Genomic DNA, 19,581 nt, shown 5'->3' with positions numbered 1-19,581 from the left:
GGCTGCTGCTGCCGCCGAGACCCTCGCCGCAGAGGCTGACAAGCTCCAGAACGCAGCTGAGACGAAGCAGGCCGCAGCCGACGACGCCGCCACTGCTGCTCAGCAGTCGCAGGAGCGCGCCACCGAAGCAGCCCAAGCCGCTGCGCAGGCGGAAAACGACGCCATTGAGGCTGCTAACAGCGCTGCTGCGAAGCAGGCCGAGGCGAAGGACGCGCAGGACGCCTACAATAAAGCACGGGCCAAGTTTGACGAGGCAAAGACCGGCGTAGAAAAGGCAAAGGCCGAGTATCAGGCGGCAAGGGACCCCTTTGATAAAGCAAGGGCCACTTACGAGAGGGAAAAGACCCTCGTAGAAGAGGCAAAGGCCGAGTATCAGAAGGCAAAGAACGGCGTAGAAACGGCAAAGGCCGACTTTGAGACGGCAGAGGCTGCCTTGGAGAAAGCCGAGGCTGACCCTGAGGCAACAGATGCCGACATTGAGGCAGCACGCGATGCCCGTGACAAGGCCCGATTCGACCTTCAAACGGCTAAGGAAACCCTTGACACGGCCAAGAGCGACTATACGCTGGCAAAGGGGCCCCTTGAAGAGGCATACAAGGACCTTAAAGCGGCCGAGAAACCCCTTGACGATGCACGGACCAAGGTTCAAAAGGCTCAGGAAGCCCTTGACAAGGCTGACAACGACCGTGTAGCGGCTAAGGAAGCCCTTGACAAGGCAACGGAAGACGTTGCGACTACAGAGGCCGCCGCTAAGCAGGCGAAGGCCGATGCCGAGCAGGCCCAGGCCGATGCCAAGCAGGCCCAGGCCGACGCTGACCAGGACGCTGCCACCGCTAAGCAAGAACAGGCCGAAGCCGATGAGGCAAAGGCTGCCGCCGACCAGGCACAGGCCACCGCCGACGAGGCTGCTGCTGCCGCCAAGGCTGCCGCGGAAGAAGCTGGACAGCTCAAGGACGAAGCCGAGGAGGCAAAGGCTGCCGCTGACCAGGCCCAGGCCACCGCCGACGAGGCTGCTGCTGCCGCTGAGGCCGCCGCAGCAGACGCCAAGAAGCTCCAGGACGCCGCCGACCAGGCACAGGCCACCGCCGACCAGGCACAGGCCACCGCCGACGAGGCTGCTGCTGCCGCCAAGACCCTCGCCGCAGAAGCTGCCAAGCTCCACGCCGCAGCCGAGGAAGCACAGAGGATCGCCGACGAGATCGCCTCTGCTCCCAAAGCGAAAGACACGTGTCAGCCTGTGTACGCAGAGGTGACCGTCACCGGAGGCGAGACCGCTAACGTGGCCGCTCCTATGTTCACGGACCAGGAGACGGGCGAAGAGCGCGACATGCCTGAAGGCACCACGTTCGCCCTCCAGGCCGGCGACATCGGAGGTGTGGAAATCGACGCCGAAACCGGCGCCCTCACCGTTGAAGCGACCTACGCCGCCCCCGCCAAGAACGTCTACGAGGTCCTCGTGACCTACCCCGACGGCTCGAGCGAGGTCGTTGTTGCAACGATCAACGTGATCGATGCACCGGTCGATGAGCCCGGCGAACCCGGCCAGCCTGGCGAACCCGGTGAACCCGGTGAACCCGGCAAGCCTGGTGAACCCGGCAAGCCTGGCGAGCCCGGTGAGCCCGGTGAGCCCGGCAAGCCCGGCGAACCCGGTGAGCCCGGCGAACCCGGCAAGCCTGGCAAGCCCGGTGAGCCCGGCAAGCCCGGTGAGCCCGGCAAGCCCGGTGAACCCGGCAAGCCCGGTGAGCCTGGCAAGCCCGGCGACAACGGCATGACCAAGCCGATCAAGAAGGTTCCGGCTAAGGGTGGCAAGCACGCCCTCCCGCGCACCGGTGCTGAGACCGGCGGCCTCATGGCTGCTGCTGCCTCGCTGATTGCCGGTGGCGCGGCCCTCATGACCCGCCGCCGCAAGAGCGAGCAGTGAGCTAACGCCTCACACATCGTTCAATAGTTGAACACACGGTGTGGCCCCCACTTCTTCGGGAGTGGGGGCCACACCCCGTTAACATCGAGACATGAGCGAACAAGTGCGCATCATTCGCGCGAGTCACAGCGACCCCCGGGTCAGTGCCCTGCACGCCGAAAAAGACGCCGAACTCGAGCCTCGCTACCGCGCCCACTACACCGCCCACCCCGAATATCAGGGCCGCAGCGACGAAACCCTCGACCCAGCCACCATTCTCACCACCCTCCTCGCACTCAAAGGCGACAGTGCCGTTGGCACGGTTATGCTTCGCGCTCTCGCCGAACGCCTCGAAGTTAAACGACTCATCGTCGGAAAGAAGTACCGAGGCCAAGGCATCGCCACACAGCTCATGGAGCACATCGAAGAGGAAGCCTCGACCCGCGGCGCAACCGCGCTCTACCTCCACACCGGCAGCCTCCAGGAGGCCGCGATCAGCCTCTACACGAAAACGGGATGGCGACGCCTCCCCCAGCTCTTCGCCCCCTACGAAGACGACGGTGTCTCCCAGTGCTACGTCAAGGAGCTCGTGCCACACTAAGACCATGAACAATAACGCCGCTCCCGAAGAGCACACCGCCGACCAAAAAGCAGCCCTCGAACGCCTGACGGTGGCCCAAGAAAACCTCGTGAAGTCCCGCGAAGCATACGAAAAGGCCGTCGAAGGGCTCGAAGCCATCAAGGCTTACAACGAAGCTATGAAGCCCCTCATGGCGTATTACGACAACGGCTGGCTCGCCGATGTCACCACAACCGAATCAATTGATGAGCGCCCCGAAGCTGCCGGCGAAGACGAAATCTGGGACATGCACGGCGGCCAGTATGAGCTCATGCGCGAACTGCTCGCCGTCTCCTCGCACTTCTTCGTTCGCGTCCCCGGCGAAGGTGAAGAAGAAGAGCAGGAAGGCTGACGTCTCCACCAAGGTATAAAGGAACCCTCGCACTCGAAAGTGCGAGGGTTCCCTATCGTTAGCGGGCGATCACATCATGCCGCCCATGCCTCCCATAGCATCCATCTCGCCACCGGCAGGAGCCTTCACCGGCTCCGGCTTGTCAGCAACGACAGCCTCAGTGGTGAGGAACAGTCCCGCGATCGACGCAGCGTTCTGAAGAGCGGAACGCGTCACCTTCACCGGGTCGAGCACGCCAGCCTCGATGAGGTTCTGGTACTCGCCGGTTGCGGCGTTCAGGCCCTCGCCAACAGGGAGCTGCTTGACCTTCGATGCGACAACGCCACCCTCAAGACCGGCGTTCGAGGCGATCTGCTTGAGCGGAGCTTCGATCGCAACCTGCACGATCGATGCGCCGGTCGCCTCATCGCCCTCGAGCGAAAGCGACGCGAACGCGTCCTTGCCCGCCTGGATCAGGGCCACGCCGCCGCCGGCGACGATGCCCTCTTCCACGGCAGCCTTCGCGTTGCGCACGGCATCCTCGATGCGGTGCTTGCGCTCGTTGAGCTCGACCTCGGTTGCGGCACCCGCCTTGATGACGGCCACGCCGCCGGCGAGCTTCGCGAGGCGCTCCTGGAGCTTCTCGCGGTCGTAATCCGAATCCGAAACCTCGATCTCGGAGCGGATCTGCTTCACGCGGCCGGCGATCTGGTCGCCGTCGCCCGCGCCCTCGACGATGGTCGTCTCATCCTTCGTGACAACCACCTTGCGGGCACGGCCGAGGACGTTGAGGTCGGCGGTCTCGAGCGACAGGCCAACCTCTTCCGAGATCACGGTGCCACCGGTGAGGATCGCCATGTCCTGGAGCATGGCCTTGCGGCGATCGCCGAAGCCGGGAGCCTTCACAGCAACCGACTTGAACACGCCGCGCAGCTTGTTGACGACGAGCGCGGGAAGCGCCTCACCGTCGACGTCCTCGGCGATGATCACGAGCGGCTTGTTTGCCTGGATGACCTTGTCGAGAAGCGGCAGCAGGTCCTTGAGCTGCGACACCTTCGACGAGGTGAGCAGGATGTACGGGTCCTCAAGAACGGCTTCCTGGCGCTCCGGGTCCGTCACGAAGTACGGCGAAATGAAGCCCTTGTCGAAGCGCATGCCTTCGGTGAGCTCAAGCTCGAGGCCGGTCGTGTTCGACTCCTCGACCGTGATAACGCCTTCCTTGCCGACCTTGTCGAGAGCCTCGGCGATAAGCTCGCCGATTGCCGGGTCAGCGGCCGAGATCGCGGCAGTGTTCGCGATCTGCTCCTTCGACTCGATCTCGACGGCCTGCGCAATGAGCTTCTCGCTCACGGCGGCAACAGCCTTGTCGATGCCGCGCTTGAGGGCGATCGGGTTTGCGCCCGCGGCAACGTTGCGAAGGCCTTCCTTCACGAGAGCCTGCGCGAGAACCGTAGCGGTCGTCGTGCCGTCACCGGCAACGTCGTCCGTCTTCTTCGCGACTTCCTTGACGAGTTCCGCACCGATCTTTTCGTACGGATCCTCGAGTTCGATTTCTTTAGCGATCGACACGCCATCGTTCGTGATGGTCGGTGCGCCCCAGGACTTTTCGAGGACGACGTTGCGCCCCTTCGGCCCAAGGGTCACCTTCACGGCGTCAGCGAGCTGGTTCATGCCCCGCTCGAGGCCGCGGCGTGCTTCTTCGTCAAATGCGATGAGCTTTGCCATGAGTGGTAACTCCCAAAGTGTGTGAGTGTGCTCCAGCCAGGTGCCCGCGACGGACGAGCCTTGCCCTCCCCTTCACGTCTGGGTCGGTGGGGCTCTCACCTCACTGGAAAGCTCGCGGCGGCGCGGGTGGTGGGTCCGACGGTTGCCGGGGTCCGTTGTCACTCACGCCAAGCGAGTGCTAACCCATCATAAGCACTCTGGGGCGAAGAGTGCTAACGCTCGCTGGGAATTTCTCTGGGAGCGTGACGGCACACCCCCGCCGCACCTCTCGCGGCGCGCATGGCGGATGCTATTGACGCCCTGCGGCAGTCTTTACTCGCCGTCGCCGCCCTGCTCTGCACCGTCGATTTCGGCGAGATCACCCGGCTCTTCAACGATGACGACCGTAATGTTCGCCCTGTATTTATCGGACTTTTCAGCCTCGACACCGACGTACTTCGCGAGGGCCTCGGCGGTCGCCTTGTCCTCGTCGTTCTTGTAGTAGACGCCGGCGTTCTTGGTGCGTTTGCCCGTATCGGTATCGACCTTGGTCCAGCCCTGCTCTTCGAGAGCCTTCTGCCAACGGCCAGCCATGCCCTGCTTCCGCTTGCCATTGAGCACGAGAACCGGAGCTTCGCGATTGACTTCAGGAGCTGCTTCCTCGGAAGGCTCTTCGGTAGCGGCCTCGCCACCGTTGTCGCTCGCGGCAGGCTTTCCATCACCGGAATCCGCCGGGGCCGACGTCGAGGACTCTGCTGGAGCGGGAGCATCCTCGCTGCCCTTACCCAGACCCGACACGGCCCACAGAACGAGTGCGAGCGCAAGCAGCGCCGCGACGATCACGATGATCGTCGAAAGATTCCGCTTGAAAAACGGCTCCTCAGCACGGTGCGCGCCGTGGGCGCCCACCTGATCGGCCTCGCGGTCAAACTGGTCCGGTTCGTACGGGTACGTGCTCTGATCTGCCACGAGGTCATGCTATCGGTTAACACGGGCCTAAACGGCGATTGGGCACGCGGCGCGCCGAGGCAACAAACCCCATAGCGCCGCCCTCCCCACGACGACAACGACGGCGCGACGCGCACGTCTAGGAACGCGTGCGCTCACGCAACCGTCGGACCACACTTGGCGCATACCGCACCGCCGCGGGCTCCCGCATGAGCCGCACGAGCCGCGCGTGATACCCCGCCGGCGTCAGACCCGTAAGCCGCAAGATGTCGCGTTCCTTCGCACCGGCGCTGCGGTACACGCGCGCCTCGAGATCGAGGATCGCGCGATCTGTTTCGCTCAGCTGCGGTTCATCGGCCAGTGGCTCATCGGTCATGAATTCAAGTCTAGGCACGCCCCGTACCCTGGGGGCATGAACGAGACCGCGCCGCCTCCCCTGACCGACATTATGGCCGCCGACTGGGCCGAAGCCCTCGCGAGCGTCGAACCGAACATCCGCCAGATGGGGGCCTTCCTGCGCGCTGAGCTCGCCGCTGGCCGACGCTACCTCCCGTCGGGCGAGCGCATTTTTCGCGCGTTCGAAACTCCGCTTGCCGACGTGCGGGTGCTCATCGTCGGCCAGGACCCCTACCCCACACCGGGTCATCCGATCGGCTTGAGCTTCGCCGTCGAGCGCGACGTGCGCCCGCTGCCCCGCTCGCTCCACAACATTTACCTCGAACGCGAGAGCGATCTTGGAATCCCACCGAGTCCGCACGGCGACCTCTCAGCGTGGCAAAACCAGGGCGTCATGCTCCTCAACAGGGCACTCACGGTAGCCCCCGGGGCACCCGCGTCGCATCGAGGGAAGGGATGGGAACAGATCACGATGCGCGCTATCGAGGCGCTCGTCGAGCGCGGTGGACCGCTCGTCGCGGTCCTTTGGGGGCGAGATGCGCGCTCGCTCGCCCCGATGCTCACCGAGGGCGGCGTCAGCACAATCGAGTCGGCGCACCCGTCGCCACTGTCGGCGCGCCGAGGTTTTTTTGGGTCGAAACCGTTCTCGCGCGTGAACGCACTCCTCGCCGAAAGCGGCGTGCAGGCCGTTGACTGGAGCACGCCCTGAACTACTCGCTTTTGCGCCGCCACCGAAAGCACGTGATCTCCCCCACCCGGGCAGCAACATAAAAACCACTGAAACTGCACCAACCATTAAAGTTTTGGCAAAATCCCAGGTCTAAGGCCTATAGTGGCTGACCTAGATGCGCGTAAAGACCCAAAACGTCCCACTTGCATTCGTAGATTCAAGGCCTATAGTTACGAAGTCGTTACATACCGGACCTGCCACAAGGCACACCTGATTGGAGTCCACGGGAATGAACATCCCCCGCCACCACGACGAAGAGCTCCGTCTCGAGCTCATCGCAGAAGCGTCAAAGGCGCTGGCTAAAGGCGGCCCCGCAGCGGTCTCCCTCCGCGACATCTCCGCGGCCTGCAACACCTCAACTACCGCCATTTACTCACTCTTCGGCGGGAAAAAGCAGCTCCTCAACTCTGTCGTTGTCAGCTCCGCCAGCGATCTCGCGAAGCACCTCAGCGAGGTAAAGCGCGACCAGGATCCGGAAGACTACCTGGTTGGGCTCGCAACCGCCCTCCACGACTGGGCAGTCAGCAACCCCGAACTGTTTGACGTGATCTTCAACCAGGCCGACCAGGTTCCTGATCGGGCAGCGCAGGCCAATGGGGCACCGGGAGCGGCGAGCGCAGTAGTCGCCAAGGATTCCGACGCCACCTCAGAGCCCATCGGTTTTGGCCTCTCGCGTCGAGACAACCACTTGCTTACGGCGTTCCGCGCACTCGGCACCGATATCGACGAATTCGAAAGCATCGCGAAGCACCTCGCACAGGCGATGTCGGAAGGCCGCACAAAGTACGGCGCCACCGTCGACACCTCCCCCTCCGACGCCACAACGCTCCTGCGCGCCGTGTGGGCGAGCGCCCACGGGTGGACTCACCTCGAGATCCAGGGCTTCATCGATGCGGCAGGCTTCAACGACTTCGTACGCGCGACGGTGAAGGCAGCGCTCAAGGCAAGCCGCGACTGAGCCCAGTCCCCCTGCCCTACTTCCCGGCTTAGCGCCCCCTATCCCCACCCCCTACCGCGGGGCACCCCGGAAGTGATGAAAAACAGCCCTCACGCATGGTTGTCCACGCCCCCTAACGCTGTTAATCACCACTTTCGACCGGGAGGTGCGGGAGCAAAAGTGTGGGAGGTGTGGGCGAAAACGGGGGGATCCGCAGGCCCTACTAGGTGCAGCCAACAAGGGGCGCCGCCTCAGCAGCGCCCCCATCGTTGAGCGAATCGCCCGGGCCCCATGAAATAGGTCCCGGGGCAGCAGCGAATCAGGCCTCGAGGCCCACGCGGTACCCCGTAGCCACCGCCTGAGCAACCTTCGCCACCTTCGACACGTCACCCGCGGTACGGAACTCGATTCCCGCAGCCTCAAGCTCGGAGGCGAGTCTATTCTCGCTGCGCATGCCGATCGCGAGCACGACCGTGTCGGCATCGACGGTGAGCTGGGAACCGTCGGCCTCGAACACCGCGCCCGAGCCGGTCACCTCCACGAGACGGTGCCCCGTGTTCATGGGGACGCCGGCCTTCTTGAGCTTCGAGGTGACCGAGATGAGGTTCATGTGGAACGCGCCAGCTCCGAGCTCCGGCGCCATCTCGTACACGGCGACCTCGCCACCGTTTGCCGCAATCAGCTCAGCGGTTTCGAGGCCGGTCATGCCGGACCCCACTACAATCGCGCGGCCCGCGACCTCGCGAGTACCACCCAGAACATCGATCGCATCCACCACATTGTCGCCATCGATGCCCGGAATGTTCGGCACAACCGGGGCTGCGCCGGTCGCGACGATCACGGCGTCAGCACCGAACGCGCGCACGTCCTCAACCCCGAAACGAGTCGACAGCCGCACGTCAACGCCGGCCTTCTCAAGACGGTGGGTGTAGTTCTCGACGAGCCAGCCCATCGGGCCCTTGCCGGGCGGGTTGGTGCCGGGCACGACCTGGCCGCCGAGGGTATCCATCGCCTCGACGAGGGTGACTTTCGCGCCGCGCTTCGCGAGTGTTTCGGCAGCTTCGCAGCCCGCGGGGCCACCACCGATCACGAGAGCCGTGCGACCTTCGGCGTTGCGCTCGGGCTCGAGCGGGAACTCCGATTCGAACCCACAGCGCGGGTTGACGGCGCATTCGATGTGGCCGCCAGAGAAGAGCGCCTCGAAGCAGTACATGCAGCCAATGCAGCGCGTGATGTCAGCGTCGCGGCCCTCGATGGCCTTGATTCCCCACTGCGGGTCGGCGAGCCACGAGCGGCCCATCGCGATGAGGTCCACGAGGCCGTCGTTGAGCATTTTTTCGGCCTGCTCGGGTTCGCGGATGATCGATACGCCCATGACAGGGATGCTCACGGTGTCGCGAACGGCGCGAATGATCGGGTCGCGCCAGTTGCGCGGGGTGTTGACGGGCTCGATGACGGTGATGCCCGTTTCATAGGTGCCGGTGGACACCGAGATCAGGTCGGCGCCGTGCTCCTCGCCGACCTTCGCGATGCGCACACCGTCGGCGACTTCGTTGCCTTCGCCGGGCAGGCCGATAAGGTCGTAGCACTGCGATACCGAAAGGCGCACCGAGATCGGGAAATCGGGGCCCACGACTTCGCGCACGCCGTCGAGGATCTCGACGAGGAAGCGGCAGCGGTTCTCGAATGAGCCGCCATATTCATCCTCACGCTTGTTGGTGTGCGGAGAAAGGAATTCGTCAATGAGGTAGCCGTGGGCGCCGTGGATCTCCACGCCGTCCGCTCCGGCCTCTTTAGCGCGGCGCGCGCCGTTGATGAAGTCCTGCACGAGGCTCTTGACCTCGTCATTCTCGAGGGCGCGCACGGGGGCCTTGGTGAGCTGAGATTGAACGGCGGAAGGTCCGACGGTCACCTGCCCTTTATTGAGCTGCGGAATGCCCTTGGTTGCCGGGATGCTGGAGCTGCAGGAAGATCTTTGTGCCGCGCGCATGGACCGCCTCGATGGCTTCCGCGAGCTGCGGGACCAGTTCGTCGCGCGTGACGGACAGCTGGTTGGGAGTTCCGGGGCCGTGCTCGTCGTTGATGCGCGTGACCTCGCTGATGAGGAGGCCGCAGCCTCCTTCGGCGCGTTCGAGCCAGTACTTGAGAAGGCGCGGGCCAACCGTGCCGTCGGGATTTGCGAGGTCGCTGCCCATGGGGGTCATGACAAGGCGGTTGGGGATCTCGACGGTGTTGATCGTGAAGGGGGTGGCGAGTGTGCGCGCGGTCTGCGGTGCGGCGGTCATGGGATTCCTTCGCTGTGTGTTGAGAACCACTACTTACTTGTGACCCACACTACGCCCCTACATTTTTAGGGGCGGGGACCTTCGGAGGCTTCGCGCGCTCTCGAGTATGTCCTGGCCCCGCTCACAGTCGTTATGGCCAGAGCACACGAAAAAATCCCAGGCCTGACGACTCGAAGTCGCCCCGACCTGGGATTTTCTTGGAGCTGAAGATGGGGCTCGAACCCACGACCTGCTGTTTACAAGACAGCTGCTCTACCAACTGAGCTACTTCAGCATTGCGGCGCTCGCACTAGTGTAACGTGCGCCGCGAGTTTAGTTACCCGAATCGCTTGCGCCACCGGCATCGCTCGCACCGGGCGTGCCCGAAGCGGCCACGGCTTTCTTAAGCGCACCGGGGGTCTGCCAGGCGCCGTCGGATCCCCATTCCTTGCCGTTGATGAGCACGGCCGGGGTTGCCGGCGAGAGTTTCGCGCCGGCGGGTTCGAGCACGTCTGTCGCGTAGCGGCGGAATTTCTGGTCCTTGATGCACGACAGGGTGCTGTCCTTCGCTCCGGCCTGTTTGGCGTACGTGACGAGCTCTCTGTCGCTCAGGCCGGGGCCGCCCTCGGCCGGTTGGTTGGCGAAGAGGAGTTCGTGGAACTTCAGGAACACCTCGGGGGAATCTTCAAAGGTGCACACTGCGGCTCCGCCGGCGCGTGCGGAGTACTCCGTTGTGGACATCTTCTTGGAGAGGAAAGTGCGCACGTGGAAGTTCACGGTCGCATCGCCGCTCTCGATCATCTCGTGGAGGTCGGCGCTGTTGATCTGTTCGAAGTTGCCACAGAACGGGCACATGTAGTCGAACACGACGTCGACGACGGGTTTCGTGTCGTCTGCTTTGAAGGACAGCACGGGCTCCTCTTTGCTGATAGAGGAGGGCTGCTTGAGCGGCAGTTCAGGCTCAGGCGCGTTCGCCTTGTAGATCAGGAGGCCGATGCCGGCGACGAGTGCGAGTGCCACGACGACGATGGCAGCGATGATCGCCATGCGGGCGCGCTTGTGGCGCCTCAGCTCTTTTTCGCGCTGCTTGCGAAGCTCGATACGCTGCGCTTCGCGCACGTCCTGCGCTGACGGCTTCTCGGCCATGAATCCTCCGGAGGTGTCGAATGCGGTAAGCGGCGAATCGCCGCGTGCCAGCTTAGAGGATACGCGCGTGGATGCCTCATTTCCTCCAGGGCGAGATGTCTTCGAGGCGGAATTCACCCACGTAGGGGAAGTAGTCGATGTGTCCGCCGCGCGAGGCAATCGTGAAGCACACGGCTGCGATGAGCACGAGGAGAAGGGCGGCGAAGATCGCGGTCCACAGCCCGCTCGGTGTGGCTGCGTGCAAAAGGCGGTGGCTGCCGTAGCGCGTTGTGCGTGAGCCGATACCCCACCACAGCGACAGGGTCGTAACGCCCACGAGCACTCCCGCGTACACGGCGTAGTGCACCTCGAAGCGCGCGAGCCACACGAGTAGGGCATCGGTCGCGAGCAGAACGCCGGCCGTGACGATTACGGGGATGAGCGCTTGAAGGAGCGCCTCGAGAAGGGCACCGAAGAATCGCGGTACTGCCAAGAGCGCTATCGAAGCGGTGATCCCACCCGAGCCTTTCCCTCTGTCCTGGCCTTTTTCCTGCGCGATCCATGAACGCTGCCACGTTCTTGCAAGGGCTGTCATCAGCACGAGCAGGATGAGCGCAGCGAGCGGCACGAGTGCGCCGAAGGCGGTGAAGAGCGCCATACCGAGCAGCACGAGCGCTGTGCGGCGCTTGGGCTCGCGCAAGTGGTAGGGCAGGGGCTGCAACGGCATCGCGTACGGCTGCGCGCCGTAGGCCGGAGGGTACGGCGCCTCGGCGTAGGGGCCCTGCGGGCCGGGGGCTGCCATGGGCGCCTGCGGCGCCGGTGCCGACGGTTGCCACGTCGGCGCCGCACCCGCGTGTGGCGCGACGGGCGGTGCGGCAGGGGTCGAGATGGGGGCGAATCGGGCCGTGGGAGTTTCGTCGAGAACAGGCATGACTTGAGTGGGTTCCTCGTTGGAGACATCCCATTCATCCGTGTCGTCCCATTCATCGGTGGCGTCGTGAATTACGCCGGTGCTCTCCTCCTCTCCCCCTCCTGGCCTCGGGGGGCTGTACGGAGGTAGGGGCGCCGTTGCCTCAGCTGCGCGAGCTGCTGCAGCCGATGGTGCCGCGGCGCTCGAGCCTGCCGCTCCGGCGCCGATTGGGCCATCGAGTGTGCTGCTTTCACCTGTCTCAATCCGAGAAGTCGGGAGCTCGGCGGGGGTGGAAGGGGAAGACGGGGACGAGGAGGTTGGGTCGTAGTTCCCATACACCCATGCATCCACATCGTGCTCGAGTGCCTCGATGAGCTTCTCCGGCGGCGTGCGATCGCCAGGCTCAGGGGCAAACGCGCCCTTGAACCATTCAATGCACGGCTCCGGCAGCCCCTCGAGGTCGGGGCCAGCCATCGTGGCGAGGTTGTAGACCGTGCCGAGTCGCCCTTTGCCGAAGGGCGGGAAGCCGGTCGCGGCGTGGGCGAGCATTGCGGCCCAGGCCCACCAGTCGGCAGCGGCGTCGACGATGTTGTTGCTGATCACCTCGGGGGCAAGGTAGGAGATCGTGCCCATCATGAGCCCCGTCGAGGTCATGCGGGACTCTTCGGCGGCTTGGGCGATGCCGAAGTCGATAATGACCGGATCGACTGGATCGATGTCGAAGTCGAAGTGCGAGCCGTTCCCGGTGCGAAGCATGATGTTGCTTGGTTTGAGGTCGCGGTGCACGATCCCCTTCTCGTGAACGTCAAGAAGGGCCTTGCCGAGCGGCAAGCCGATTTCGCGTACGCATCGCAGCGGGAGGTGCCCCCAGTCGTCAATGACTTTCTGGAACGTGGGGCCCGAGATGTACTCGGTGACGAGGAAGGCGACATCGAGGTCGAATTCGGCATCGAGCACGCGAGAGACGTTCGGGTGATTGACGCGCTGAAGCGCGCGCATCTCTCGGCTCAGTCGGGCGCGGGCACGCTCGTCGCCGGCGATTTCAGGCCGAAGCACCTTGAGGGCAACGTCGAGTCCGGCCGCGTCGGTTGCGCGGTAGACGATCCCCATGCCGCCGCTACCGATGCGCTCGTGAATGGCGTATCCGGAGTCGACGAGCATTTCACGAAGGTGCGATTCGTAGAAACTGGGGCGGCGCTGGGGTGTGCGCGCGCCGAAGTTGCCACCTGAATTCGTGGGGGTACTCATGCGCCCCATGCTACCGATCCCTGAAGGCGCAGCCCTGAAGCGACCTCTCACCCCTTGAAAGATATACCCCAGGGGGGTATGTTGGTGTGTGGGGCGCACCCTGCGCTCACGAATACCCACAAATTAAGGAGCACCAATGACTACCTCCACCTTCTTCATCACGGGCCTCACGTGCGACCACTGCGTCAATGCCATCAAGGAAGAAGTCGGCGAAATCGCCGGCGTCACGAACATCGAGGTCGAACTCGTGAAGGGTGGCAAATCGACCCTCACGATCGAGGCTGACCGCCCCCTCACGAAGATCGATATCGCCTCGGAGATCGAGGAAGCTAGCGAGAGCTACGCCATCGTCGACTAACCCACCCCGCACTCACCCCACAACCGCACGCCCACTAGCCCGGAAGGACCTCATGACGAGCCCCAACCCCCGCACCGTGACCCTCGACGTGACAGGTATGACGTGCGCGAGCTGCGTCGCGCGAGTCGAAAAGAAGTTGCGGCGGGTGGGCAATGTCGACGCAGTCGTCAATCTCGCGCTCGAGCGTGCGAGCGTGCAGGTGAGCGACCCGTCGATCACCGACGCCCAGCTCGTCGAAGCCGTCGAAAAGGGCGGCTATGGGGCGCACGTACGAGAGGCGGCACCCGGGGCCACCGAAGCGGCCAGCGTTGACACGGGCGCCGAAGAACGCGCCGCGCGCGACAAGCGCGACACGCTAATCCGCATGGTCCTCGCAGCCATCCTCTCGGCGCCAATTTTCCTCATCTCAATGATCCCGGCGTTGCAGTTCCCCGGCTGGCAGTGGGCGATGCTCATTCTCGCGACGCCGGTCGTGTTCTACTGCGGCGCGCCATTCCACCGCGCTACCTGGGTGAACATCAAGCACGGCGGCTTCACGATGGACACGCTCGTCACGATGGGAACGTTTGCCGCGTACCTGTGGTCACTCTGGGCGCTCGTCTTCGGCGGCGCCGGCGAGATCGGGATGCGCATGGACATGAGTCTCGGCGCCGCCTTCAGCCGCAATCACCACGGCGCTCACGAAATCTACTTCGAGTCGGCGGCGGTCATCACGACCCTCGTGCTCGTGGGGCGCTATGCGCAGGCCCGCGCCATCCACCTGTCGAGCGCAGCTATCCGTTCGCTGCTTGACCTCGGCGCGAAGAATGCCACCATCGTCGAACTTCAGTCCGACGGCAGCACCGCCGAAGTCGAGGTTCCCATCGGCGCGGTGCGGGTCGGCGATGTTTTCGTCGTGAGGCCCGGGGAGAAGGTCGCGACAGACGGCGTGATCCTCGAGGGCTCCTCCGCCATCGACCGCTCGATGCTCACGGGCGAAAGCATCCCCGAGGACGTCGCCCCCGGAACCGAGGTCACGGGCGCCACCGTCAACACTACAGGCCGGCTCCTTGTGCGCGCCACGCGCGTGGGCGCCGACACCGAGCTTGCCCACATCGCGAAAATGGTCGAGGACGCGCAAGCTTCCAAAGCTCCCGTGCAGCAGCTCGTCGACAAGGTCGCGAGCATCTTCGTTCCCATCGTCATCGTGCTCGCGATCCTCACGCTCGTCGCGTGGCTCGCACTCGGGGGCACCACGGAACAGGCCTTCACCGCGGCCGTCGCCGTCCTCATCATCGCATGCCCGTGTGCGCTCGGCCTCGCGACCCCCACGGCCATCATGGTGGGCACGGGCCGCGGAGCCGAACTCGGCATCCTCATTCGCTCCGCAAGCACACTCGAGGCTTCGCGCGACATCGCGTCGATCGTTCTCGACAAGACCGGCACGCTCACGAGCGGCGCGATGCGCGTGCATTCCGTGACACCCGCCGAAGGCTGGAGCGAAGCAAACGTCCGCGCGCTTGCGGGGGCCGCCGAATCCGGTTCGGAGCATCCGATCGCGCGGGCAATCGTGGAAGCGGCTGGCAGCAGCAGCGATGCCCTCACGCTCGAGGACGCCCAGGCGCACGTCGGTCGGGGGCTCACGGCGCGCGTGAGCGGGACGCTCGATGAGAACAAGGGGCCGTGGGAGGTCGAGATTACTGCGGTGTCCGACGCTCGCCAGGCCACCGTCGGAGGTGAAAAGCCCGCCCCGGAAAGCCTGCCCGCCCCTCTCGCCGCTTCCCTCCGCGAAGCCGAGCAGGCGGGTCACACGACCTCCCTCGTGCGCGTCAACGGCGAGGTTGCGGGGCTCGTGCGCGTGAGCGACACCGTGAAGCCCGAAGCGACGAAGGTCGTTGAGGAGATTCGCGCGCTCGGCATCGAGCCCGTCATGGCGACCGGCGACAACCCTGCCGCGGCCGAGCACATTGCGCGCGAAGTCGGCATCGAGAAGGTTCACGCCTCGCTTACCCCCGCGGCAAAACTCGACCTCGTGAAGTCTCTTCGCGGCGAAGGGGCAAGCGTCGCGATGGTGGGCGACGGCATCAACGACACCGCAGCGCTCGCCGAGGCGGACCTCGGCTTCGCCATGGGTACGGGCACCGATGCCGCGATGAACTCGGGCGACATCGTGCTCACGGGCGGCGATATCGCGCAGATTCCCACCGCGATTCGGCTTTCGCGCGCGAGCGTGCGCACGATTCGCTGGAACTTGTTCTGGGCGTTCATCTACAACGTCATCGCGATCCCGCTCGCGATGGTCGGCCTCCTCGGCCCCGTGATCGCGGCCGCGGCGATGGCGTTTTCAAGCGTTTTCGTGGTGAGCAATTCGCTGCAGCTCAAGCGGTTCCAATAACAATTGTTCTGTTCTCATGATCTCCAGGAAAATAGGAGCCAGCTCACCCTAGGGTGAAGCCATGAGATCTGAACTCTTTTCACCCGAACACCAGGAAGTCCAGACCAACGACCGCTGGGCCCTTCAGTCCAAGCGAATGCTGCGCTGCCGCCTCGATCCCGGCGCACCCGAAATCGTCTCCTCCGCCGGCGCCATGGTCGCCTACCAGGGCGAGATGAAGTTCAAGTACCAGGGCTCGGGCGGCGGCATGAAGCTCGTCAAGAAGCTGGCCACCGGCGAGGGCGCCAACATGATGCGCACCACCGGCAACGGCGAAATCTTCTTCGCCAAGAATGGCTCGCAGATCTTCCTCATCCAGCTCGAGGGAGAAGCCCTCTCCCTCAACACCTCGAAGATGCTCGCTTTCGACTCGAGCATCGAGTGGGACATCAAGATGATCGGCGGCGGCCTCGGCGCGGGCCTCGTCGCGGGCGGCTTCACGAACCTGTTCCTCCAGGGGCACGGCATGGTCGCGATCGCCTCGCACGGTGAGCCGCTCCTGCTCGACTGCTCGCAGCAGCCCACGTACGTGGATCCGCAGGCTGTCGTGTGCTGGTCGGCAAACCTCCAGCCGCAGATCAAGAACGATTTTAACGCCGGTGCACTCATTGGCCGCGGCTCGGGCGAAGCCTTCCAGCTCGCGTTCCACGGTCCCGGCTTTGTGATTGTGCAGCCGGCCGAATACTAAAAACACCATCCACTCTTGAGGGTGTAGAAAGGCGGCTCGGTGCCCCCGCAGCGGGGCGTGCCGAGCCGCCTTTCTACACCCTCGGTTTTCCTTCGTGGAGGTTCCGACGGCACCTGAGCGTTCGTCGGGCCGCACGCTGCTCACACTTTCTCGCCCAGGGCGAGCTTTAACGCTAGGCTCGAGTATCGAAAAGCCCGAAGCATGAACACGCACCGGGCGTACCCGCCAAGCTCAAGGACCTCCGTGACCAGCACCTTCACCGACATCCCGTTCCGCATCGCCGTGATTGGCTCCGGCCCGGCCGGCGTGTATGCGGCGGAGACGTTCAACAAGACGCCGCACGTCAAGAAGGGCCGGCTCGCAATCGAGGTCGATATTTTCGATGCGCTACCCACGCCGTTCGGCCTCATTCGCTACGGAGTCGCCCCCGACCATCCGCGCATCAAGGGCATCACGACAGCACTTCACCGCATCCTCGACCGTCGCGACATGCGCTTCTTCGGCAACGTCGCGTTCGGCACGGATCTGACCCTCGAGGACCTGCGCGAACGCTACGACGCGATCATTTTCGCCACGGGAGCACTCAAGGACGCCCAACTCGACATCCCCGGGATCGACCTCGAGGGCAGCTTCGGCGCTGCCGACTTCGTCGCGTGGTACGACTCGAACCCCGACTATCCGCGCGAATGGCGACTCGATGCCGAATCCGTTGCCGTGATCGGTAACGGCAACGTCGCGCTCGATGTCTCGCGAATGCTCGCCAAAAGCGCCGACGAGCTCCTTGCGACCGAGATCGCCGACAACGTCTACGAAGGCCTCAAAGCCTCACGGATCACCGACGTACATGTCTTTGGCCGCCGCGGCCCCGCCCAGGCGAAGTTCTCCCCGCTCGAAACGCGCGAGCTCGCCCACCCGAAAGGCGTGCAGGTGATCCTCGACGAGCGCGATTTCGCGCAGATCAGCGACGAGGAATGGGAGCGCATCCGCGCCGATAAGCGCATCGATCAGGTCGTGAGCACGTTCGAGGGCTGGCTCGAAGCTCAGAAGGAGCTCGAGGCGAGCGGCGCTGAGCCCACGGACCGCGATGGCGGCGAGGTCAAGCGTCGGCTCCACCTCCATTTCTGGCACCGGCCCACCGAGGTGCTCGGCGAGGACGGCCGCGTGACGGGCATGCGATTCGAGCGCACCCGGCTCGCCGACGACGGCACACTCGAGGGCACAGGCGAGGTGGTCGAGTATGACGTCCAGCAGGTCTACCGCGCCGTCGGCTATTTCGGCTCGGAGTTGCCCGGGGTTCCCTATGACCCGGTGCGCGGCGTTATCCACAACGACGAGGGCCGTGTCACGACCGCCGAGGGCGCTGTTGTGCCCGCGTGCTATGCGAACGGCTGGATCAAGCGTGGGCCCGTTGGGCTGATCGGTGCAACGAAATCGGACGCAATCGAGACCGTCACCCACATGATCGAAGACATCGAGGAAGGCGTGCTCGAGCCGTGCCCGGATCGCGACCCCGACTCGATTGTTCGCCTGCTCGATGAGCGCGGCATCCGCTACGTCGATTGGGACGGGTGGCTGCGCCTTCACGACCACGAGATCCAGGCGGGTGCGAAGCGGAAGGATTCCGACGGTAACGCACGCCCATCGCTCAAGGAGATCGACCGCGAGCAGATGATCCGGATCGCGCGCGGCGAATAAGCGGCGCGCCACACGCCGCTAGCGGCGGATGCTCGCGAGGTAGTCGGCGATTCGGTCGATCGCGTTCTCGAGCACGTCCACGTCGGGCAGGGTCACGACGCGGAAGTGGTCGTGTGTGGGGATGTTGAATCCCGTGCCTTTTGTGATGAGGATTTTCTTCTGGCGAAGCAGGCCGAGCGCGAATTCCTCGTCGTCCTCGATCTTGTACATGTCGAGGTCGACCTTCGGGAACATGTAGAGCGCCCCCCTCGCCTTGTTGACGCTTACGCCGGGGATCCGTGCGAGGGCCTCATAGGCGACATCGCGCTGCTCACGCAGCCGACCACCCGGGGCCACGAGGTCATTGATCGTTTGATAGCCGCCGAGCGCCGTGGGGATCACGTGCTGCGCGGGGGCGTTGGCGCATAGCCGCATGTTCGAGAGCATGTCGAGGCCTTCGATGAAGCCTTTGGCATGGTCTTTCGGCCCGTACAGCACCATCCAGCCGGCACGGAAACCCGCAACCCGGTAGGCCTTGGACAGGCCGTTGTAGGTGATCGTGAAGAGGTCGGGGGCGAGCGAGGCGATCGAGGTGTGGGTCGCGTCATCGTAGAGGATCTTGTCGTAGATCTCGTCGGCGAGGATCATGAGCCCGTGTTTGCGGGCGATGTCGACGATGCCCGTGAGGTTCTCTTTCGTGTACACCGCACCGGTGGGGTTATTGGGGTTGATGACGACGATGGCTTTGGTGCGGGGCGTGACCTTGTCGGCGATGTCGGTGAGGTCGGGCAACCAGTCGTTGTCTTCGTCGAGGCGGTAGTGCACGGGAGTGCCGCCCGCGAGGGTGACGCACGCGGTCCACAGCGGGTAGTCGGGCATGGGGATGAGCACCTCGTCGCCGTCGTTGACGAGTGCTTGGGCGGTGAGCTGGATCAGCTCGCTCACTCCGTTGCCGAGGTAGATGTCGTCGAGGTGGAGCCCTGGCAGGCCGCGGGTCTGGTAGTGCTGGGCGACGGCACGACGGGCCGCGACGATGCCTTTGGAGTCGGTGTAGCCCTGGGAGACGTGGGCCTGGCGAATGAAGTCGACGAGGATCTCGTCGGGCGTTTCGAAGCCGAACGGCGCGGGGTTGCCGATGTTGAGCTTGAGAATGCGGTGACCCTCGTTCTCCATGCGCGCGGCCTCGTCGAGGACCGGCCCGCGGATGTCGTAGAGGACGTTCTGTAGCTTCGCCGCCTGCGTGAATTCCATGGGCTGAGTGTACTCCCTGGCCTCCGCGGTCAATCTCCACACGCTCTGCGCTTCCTCGACGTCGACACCGGACCAGGATCCCCGA

The 19,581-nt window shown here is 64.5% G+C and carries 17 protein-coding genes and 1 tRNA gene; 9 read left to right on the top strand and 9 right to left on the bottom strand.

Features of this window, described 5'->3' with window-relative positions:
• The 3 genes from DEHOM01_RS10320 to DEHOM01_RS08390 all read left to right on the top strand — a co-directional run.
• Window positions 1-1,921 (top strand): Rib/alpha-like domain-containing protein (locus DEHOM01_RS10320; protein WP_176572864.1); only part of this gene is annotated, 1,921 nt, incomplete at its 5' end.
• Between the two features lie 91 nt (window positions 1,922-2,012).
• The gene (locus DEHOM01_RS08395; RefSeq protein WP_061212360.1) at window positions 2,013-2,501 is read left to right on the top strand and encodes a GNAT family N-acetyltransferase; all 489 of its coding nucleotides are present in this window, start codon (window positions 2,013-2,015) and stop codon (window positions 2,499-2,501) included.
• Between the two features lie 4 nt (window positions 2,502-2,505).
• Window positions 2,506-2,871 carry a DUF4298 domain-containing protein gene (locus tag DEHOM01_RS08390; protein ID WP_061212359.1) on the top strand — a complete coding sequence of 122 codons (366 nt, stop codon included), beginning with the start codon at window positions 2,506-2,508 and terminating at the stop codon, window positions 2,869-2,871.
• Window positions 2,872-2,940: 69 nt separating this feature from the next.
• On the opposite strand, the gene groL is transcribed toward DEHOM01_RS08390, so the two are convergent.
• From groL to DEHOM01_RS09845, 3 genes are all read right to left on the bottom strand, one after another.
• On the bottom strand, window positions 2,941-4,575 hold the full coding sequence (gene groL, locus DEHOM01_RS08385) for a chaperonin GroEL (protein ID WP_061212358.1): 1,635 nt from the start codon (window positions 4,573-4,575) through the stop codon (window positions 2,941-2,943).
• A gap of 312 nt (window positions 4,576-4,887) precedes the next feature.
• On the bottom strand, window positions 4,888-5,523 hold the full coding sequence (locus DEHOM01_RS08380; RefSeq protein WP_061212357.1) for a LytR C-terminal domain-containing protein: 636 nt from the start codon (window positions 5,521-5,523) through the stop codon (window positions 4,888-4,890).
• Between the two features lie 118 nt (window positions 5,524-5,641).
• Window positions 5,642-5,878 (bottom strand): DUF3263 domain-containing protein, encoded by a 237-nt coding sequence (locus tag DEHOM01_RS09845; RefSeq protein WP_070435608.1) that lies wholly within the window; start codon window positions 5,876-5,878, stop codon window positions 5,642-5,644.
• Between the two features lie 36 nt (window positions 5,879-5,914).
• On the opposite strand from DEHOM01_RS09845, the gene DEHOM01_RS08375 reads away from it, so the two are divergent.
• Together DEHOM01_RS08375 and DEHOM01_RS08370 are read left to right on the top strand one after the other, a co-directional pair.
• On the top strand, window positions 5,915-6,607 hold the full coding sequence (locus tag DEHOM01_RS08375; protein WP_061212364.1) for a uracil-DNA glycosylase: 693 nt from the start codon (window positions 5,915-5,917) through the stop codon (window positions 6,605-6,607).
• A gap of 250 nt (window positions 6,608-6,857) precedes the next feature.
• Window positions 6,858-7,586: a TetR/AcrR family transcriptional regulator gene (locus DEHOM01_RS08370; RefSeq protein ID WP_061212356.1), complete on the top strand. Its 729-nt coding sequence runs from the start codon at window positions 6,858-6,860 to the stop codon at window positions 7,584-7,586.
• 298 nt (window positions 7,587-7,884) lie between these two features.
• Here the strand turns inward: DEHOM01_RS08370 and DEHOM01_RS10315 are convergent, their stop codons facing one another.
• From DEHOM01_RS10315 to DEHOM01_RS08345, 5 genes are all read right to left on the bottom strand, one after another.
• Entirely contained in the window at window positions 7,885-9,477 is a 1,593-nt protein-coding gene (locus DEHOM01_RS10315) for an NAD(P)/FAD-dependent oxidoreductase (protein ID WP_061212355.1), read from the bottom strand.
• Between the two features lie 7 nt (window positions 9,478-9,484).
• Window positions 9,485-9,850 carry an oxidoreductase gene (locus tag DEHOM01_RS10310; protein ID WP_061212354.1) on the bottom strand — a complete coding sequence of 122 codons (366 nt, stop codon included), beginning with the start codon at window positions 9,848-9,850 and terminating at the stop codon, window positions 9,485-9,487.
• A gap of 198 nt (window positions 9,851-10,048) precedes the next feature.
• Window positions 10,049-10,124, bottom strand: a tRNA-Thr gene (locus DEHOM01_RS08355).
• Between the two features lie 38 nt (window positions 10,125-10,162).
• Window positions 10,163-10,975 (bottom strand): DsbA family protein, encoded by an 813-nt coding sequence (locus DEHOM01_RS08350; protein WP_061212353.1) that lies wholly within the window; start codon window positions 10,973-10,975, stop codon window positions 10,163-10,165.
• A gap of 76 nt (window positions 10,976-11,051) precedes the next feature.
• On the bottom strand, window positions 11,052-13,112 hold the full coding sequence (locus DEHOM01_RS08345; RefSeq protein ID WP_167346669.1) for a protein kinase domain-containing protein: 2,061 nt from the start codon (window positions 13,110-13,112) through the stop codon (window positions 11,052-11,054).
• A 136-nt stretch (window positions 13,113-13,248) separates the two neighbouring features.
• Here DEHOM01_RS08345 and DEHOM01_RS08340 point away from each other — a divergent pair, with 136 nt between their 5' ends.
• From DEHOM01_RS08340 to DEHOM01_RS08325, 4 genes are all read left to right on the top strand, one after another.
• Entirely contained in the window at window positions 13,249-13,470 is a 222-nt protein-coding gene (locus DEHOM01_RS08340; RefSeq protein ID WP_061212351.1) for a heavy-metal-associated domain-containing protein, read from the top strand.
• Window positions 13,471-13,522: 52 nt separating this feature from the next.
• On the top strand, window positions 13,523-15,844 hold the full coding sequence (locus DEHOM01_RS08335) for a heavy metal translocating P-type ATPase (RefSeq protein WP_061212350.1): 2,322 nt from the start codon (window positions 13,523-13,525) through the stop codon (window positions 15,842-15,844).
• A 61-nt stretch (window positions 15,845-15,905) separates the two neighbouring features.
• On the top strand, window positions 15,906-16,571 hold the full coding sequence (locus tag DEHOM01_RS08330; RefSeq protein WP_061212349.1) for an AIM24 family protein: 666 nt from the start codon (window positions 15,906-15,908) through the stop codon (window positions 16,569-16,571).
• Window positions 16,572-16,772: 201 nt separating this feature from the next.
• The gene (locus DEHOM01_RS08325; RefSeq protein ID WP_061212348.1) at window positions 16,773-18,266 is read left to right on the top strand and encodes an FAD-dependent oxidoreductase; all 1,494 of its coding nucleotides are present in this window, start codon (window positions 16,773-16,775) and stop codon (window positions 18,264-18,266) included.
• An 18-nt stretch (window positions 18,267-18,284) separates the two neighbouring features.
• Here the strand turns inward: DEHOM01_RS08325 and DEHOM01_RS08320 are convergent, their stop codons facing one another.
• On the bottom strand, window positions 18,285-19,496 hold the full coding sequence (locus tag DEHOM01_RS08320) for a pyridoxal phosphate-dependent aminotransferase (RefSeq protein ID WP_061212347.1): 1,212 nt from the start codon (window positions 19,494-19,496) through the stop codon (window positions 18,285-18,287).
• Window positions 19,497-19,581: the final 85 nt, after the last annotated feature.

It is taken from the genome of Dermabacter hominis NBRC 106157 (assembly GCF_001570785.1).
GTDB classification, from domain to species: Bacteria; Actinomycetota; Actinomycetes; order Actinomycetales; family Dermabacteraceae; genus Dermabacter; species Dermabacter hominis.
Note: the sequence above shows the minus strand (reverse complement) of the source record. Positions and strands in the feature narration are given on the sequence as shown.

Coding starts and splice junctions, on each gene's coding strand:
- DEHOM01_RS08345 (WP_167346669.1), bottom strand. CDS start 13,112: ATGAGTACCCCCACGAATTCAGGTGGCAACTTCGGCGCGCGCACACCC.
- DEHOM01_RS08330 (WP_061212349.1), top strand. CDS start 15,906: ATGAGATCTGAACTCTTTTCACCCGAACACCAGGAAGTCCAGACCAAC.
- DEHOM01_RS08320 (WP_061212347.1), bottom strand. CDS start 19,496: ATGGAATTCACGCAGGCGGCGAAGCTACAGAACGTCCTCTACGACATC.
- DEHOM01_RS09845 (WP_070435608.1), bottom strand. CDS start 5,878: ATGACCGATGAGCCACTGGCCGATGAACCGCAGCTGAGCGAAACAGAT.
- groL (WP_061212358.1), bottom strand. CDS start 4,575: ATGGCAAAGCTCATCGCATTTGACGAAGAAGCACGCCGCGGCCTCGAG.
- DEHOM01_RS08375 (WP_061212364.1), top strand. CDS start 5,915: ATGAACGAGACCGCGCCGCCTCCCCTGACCGACATTATGGCCGCCGAC.
- DEHOM01_RS08325 (WP_061212348.1), top strand. CDS start 16,773: ATGAACACGCACCGGGCGTACCCGCCAAGCTCAAGGACCTCCGTGACC.
- DEHOM01_RS08370 (WP_061212356.1), top strand. CDS start 6,858: ATGAACATCCCCCGCCACCACGACGAAGAGCTCCGTCTCGAGCTCATC.
- DEHOM01_RS08395 (WP_061212360.1), top strand. CDS start 2,013: ATGAGCGAACAAGTGCGCATCATTCGCGCGAGTCACAGCGACCCCCGG.
- DEHOM01_RS08350 (WP_061212353.1), bottom strand. CDS start 10,975: ATGGCCGAGAAGCCGTCAGCGCAGGACGTGCGCGAAGCGCAGCGTATC.
- DEHOM01_RS08335 (WP_061212350.1), top strand. CDS start 13,523: ATGACGAGCCCCAACCCCCGCACCGTGACCCTCGACGTGACAGGTATG.
- DEHOM01_RS08340 (WP_061212351.1), top strand. CDS start 13,249: ATGACTACCTCCACCTTCTTCATCACGGGCCTCACGTGCGACCACTGC.
- DEHOM01_RS10310 (WP_061212354.1), bottom strand. CDS start 9,850: ATGACCGCCGCACCGCAGACCGCGCGCACACTCGCCACCCCCTTCACG.
- DEHOM01_RS08390 (WP_061212359.1), top strand. CDS start 2,506: ATGAACAATAACGCCGCTCCCGAAGAGCACACCGCCGACCAAAAAGCA.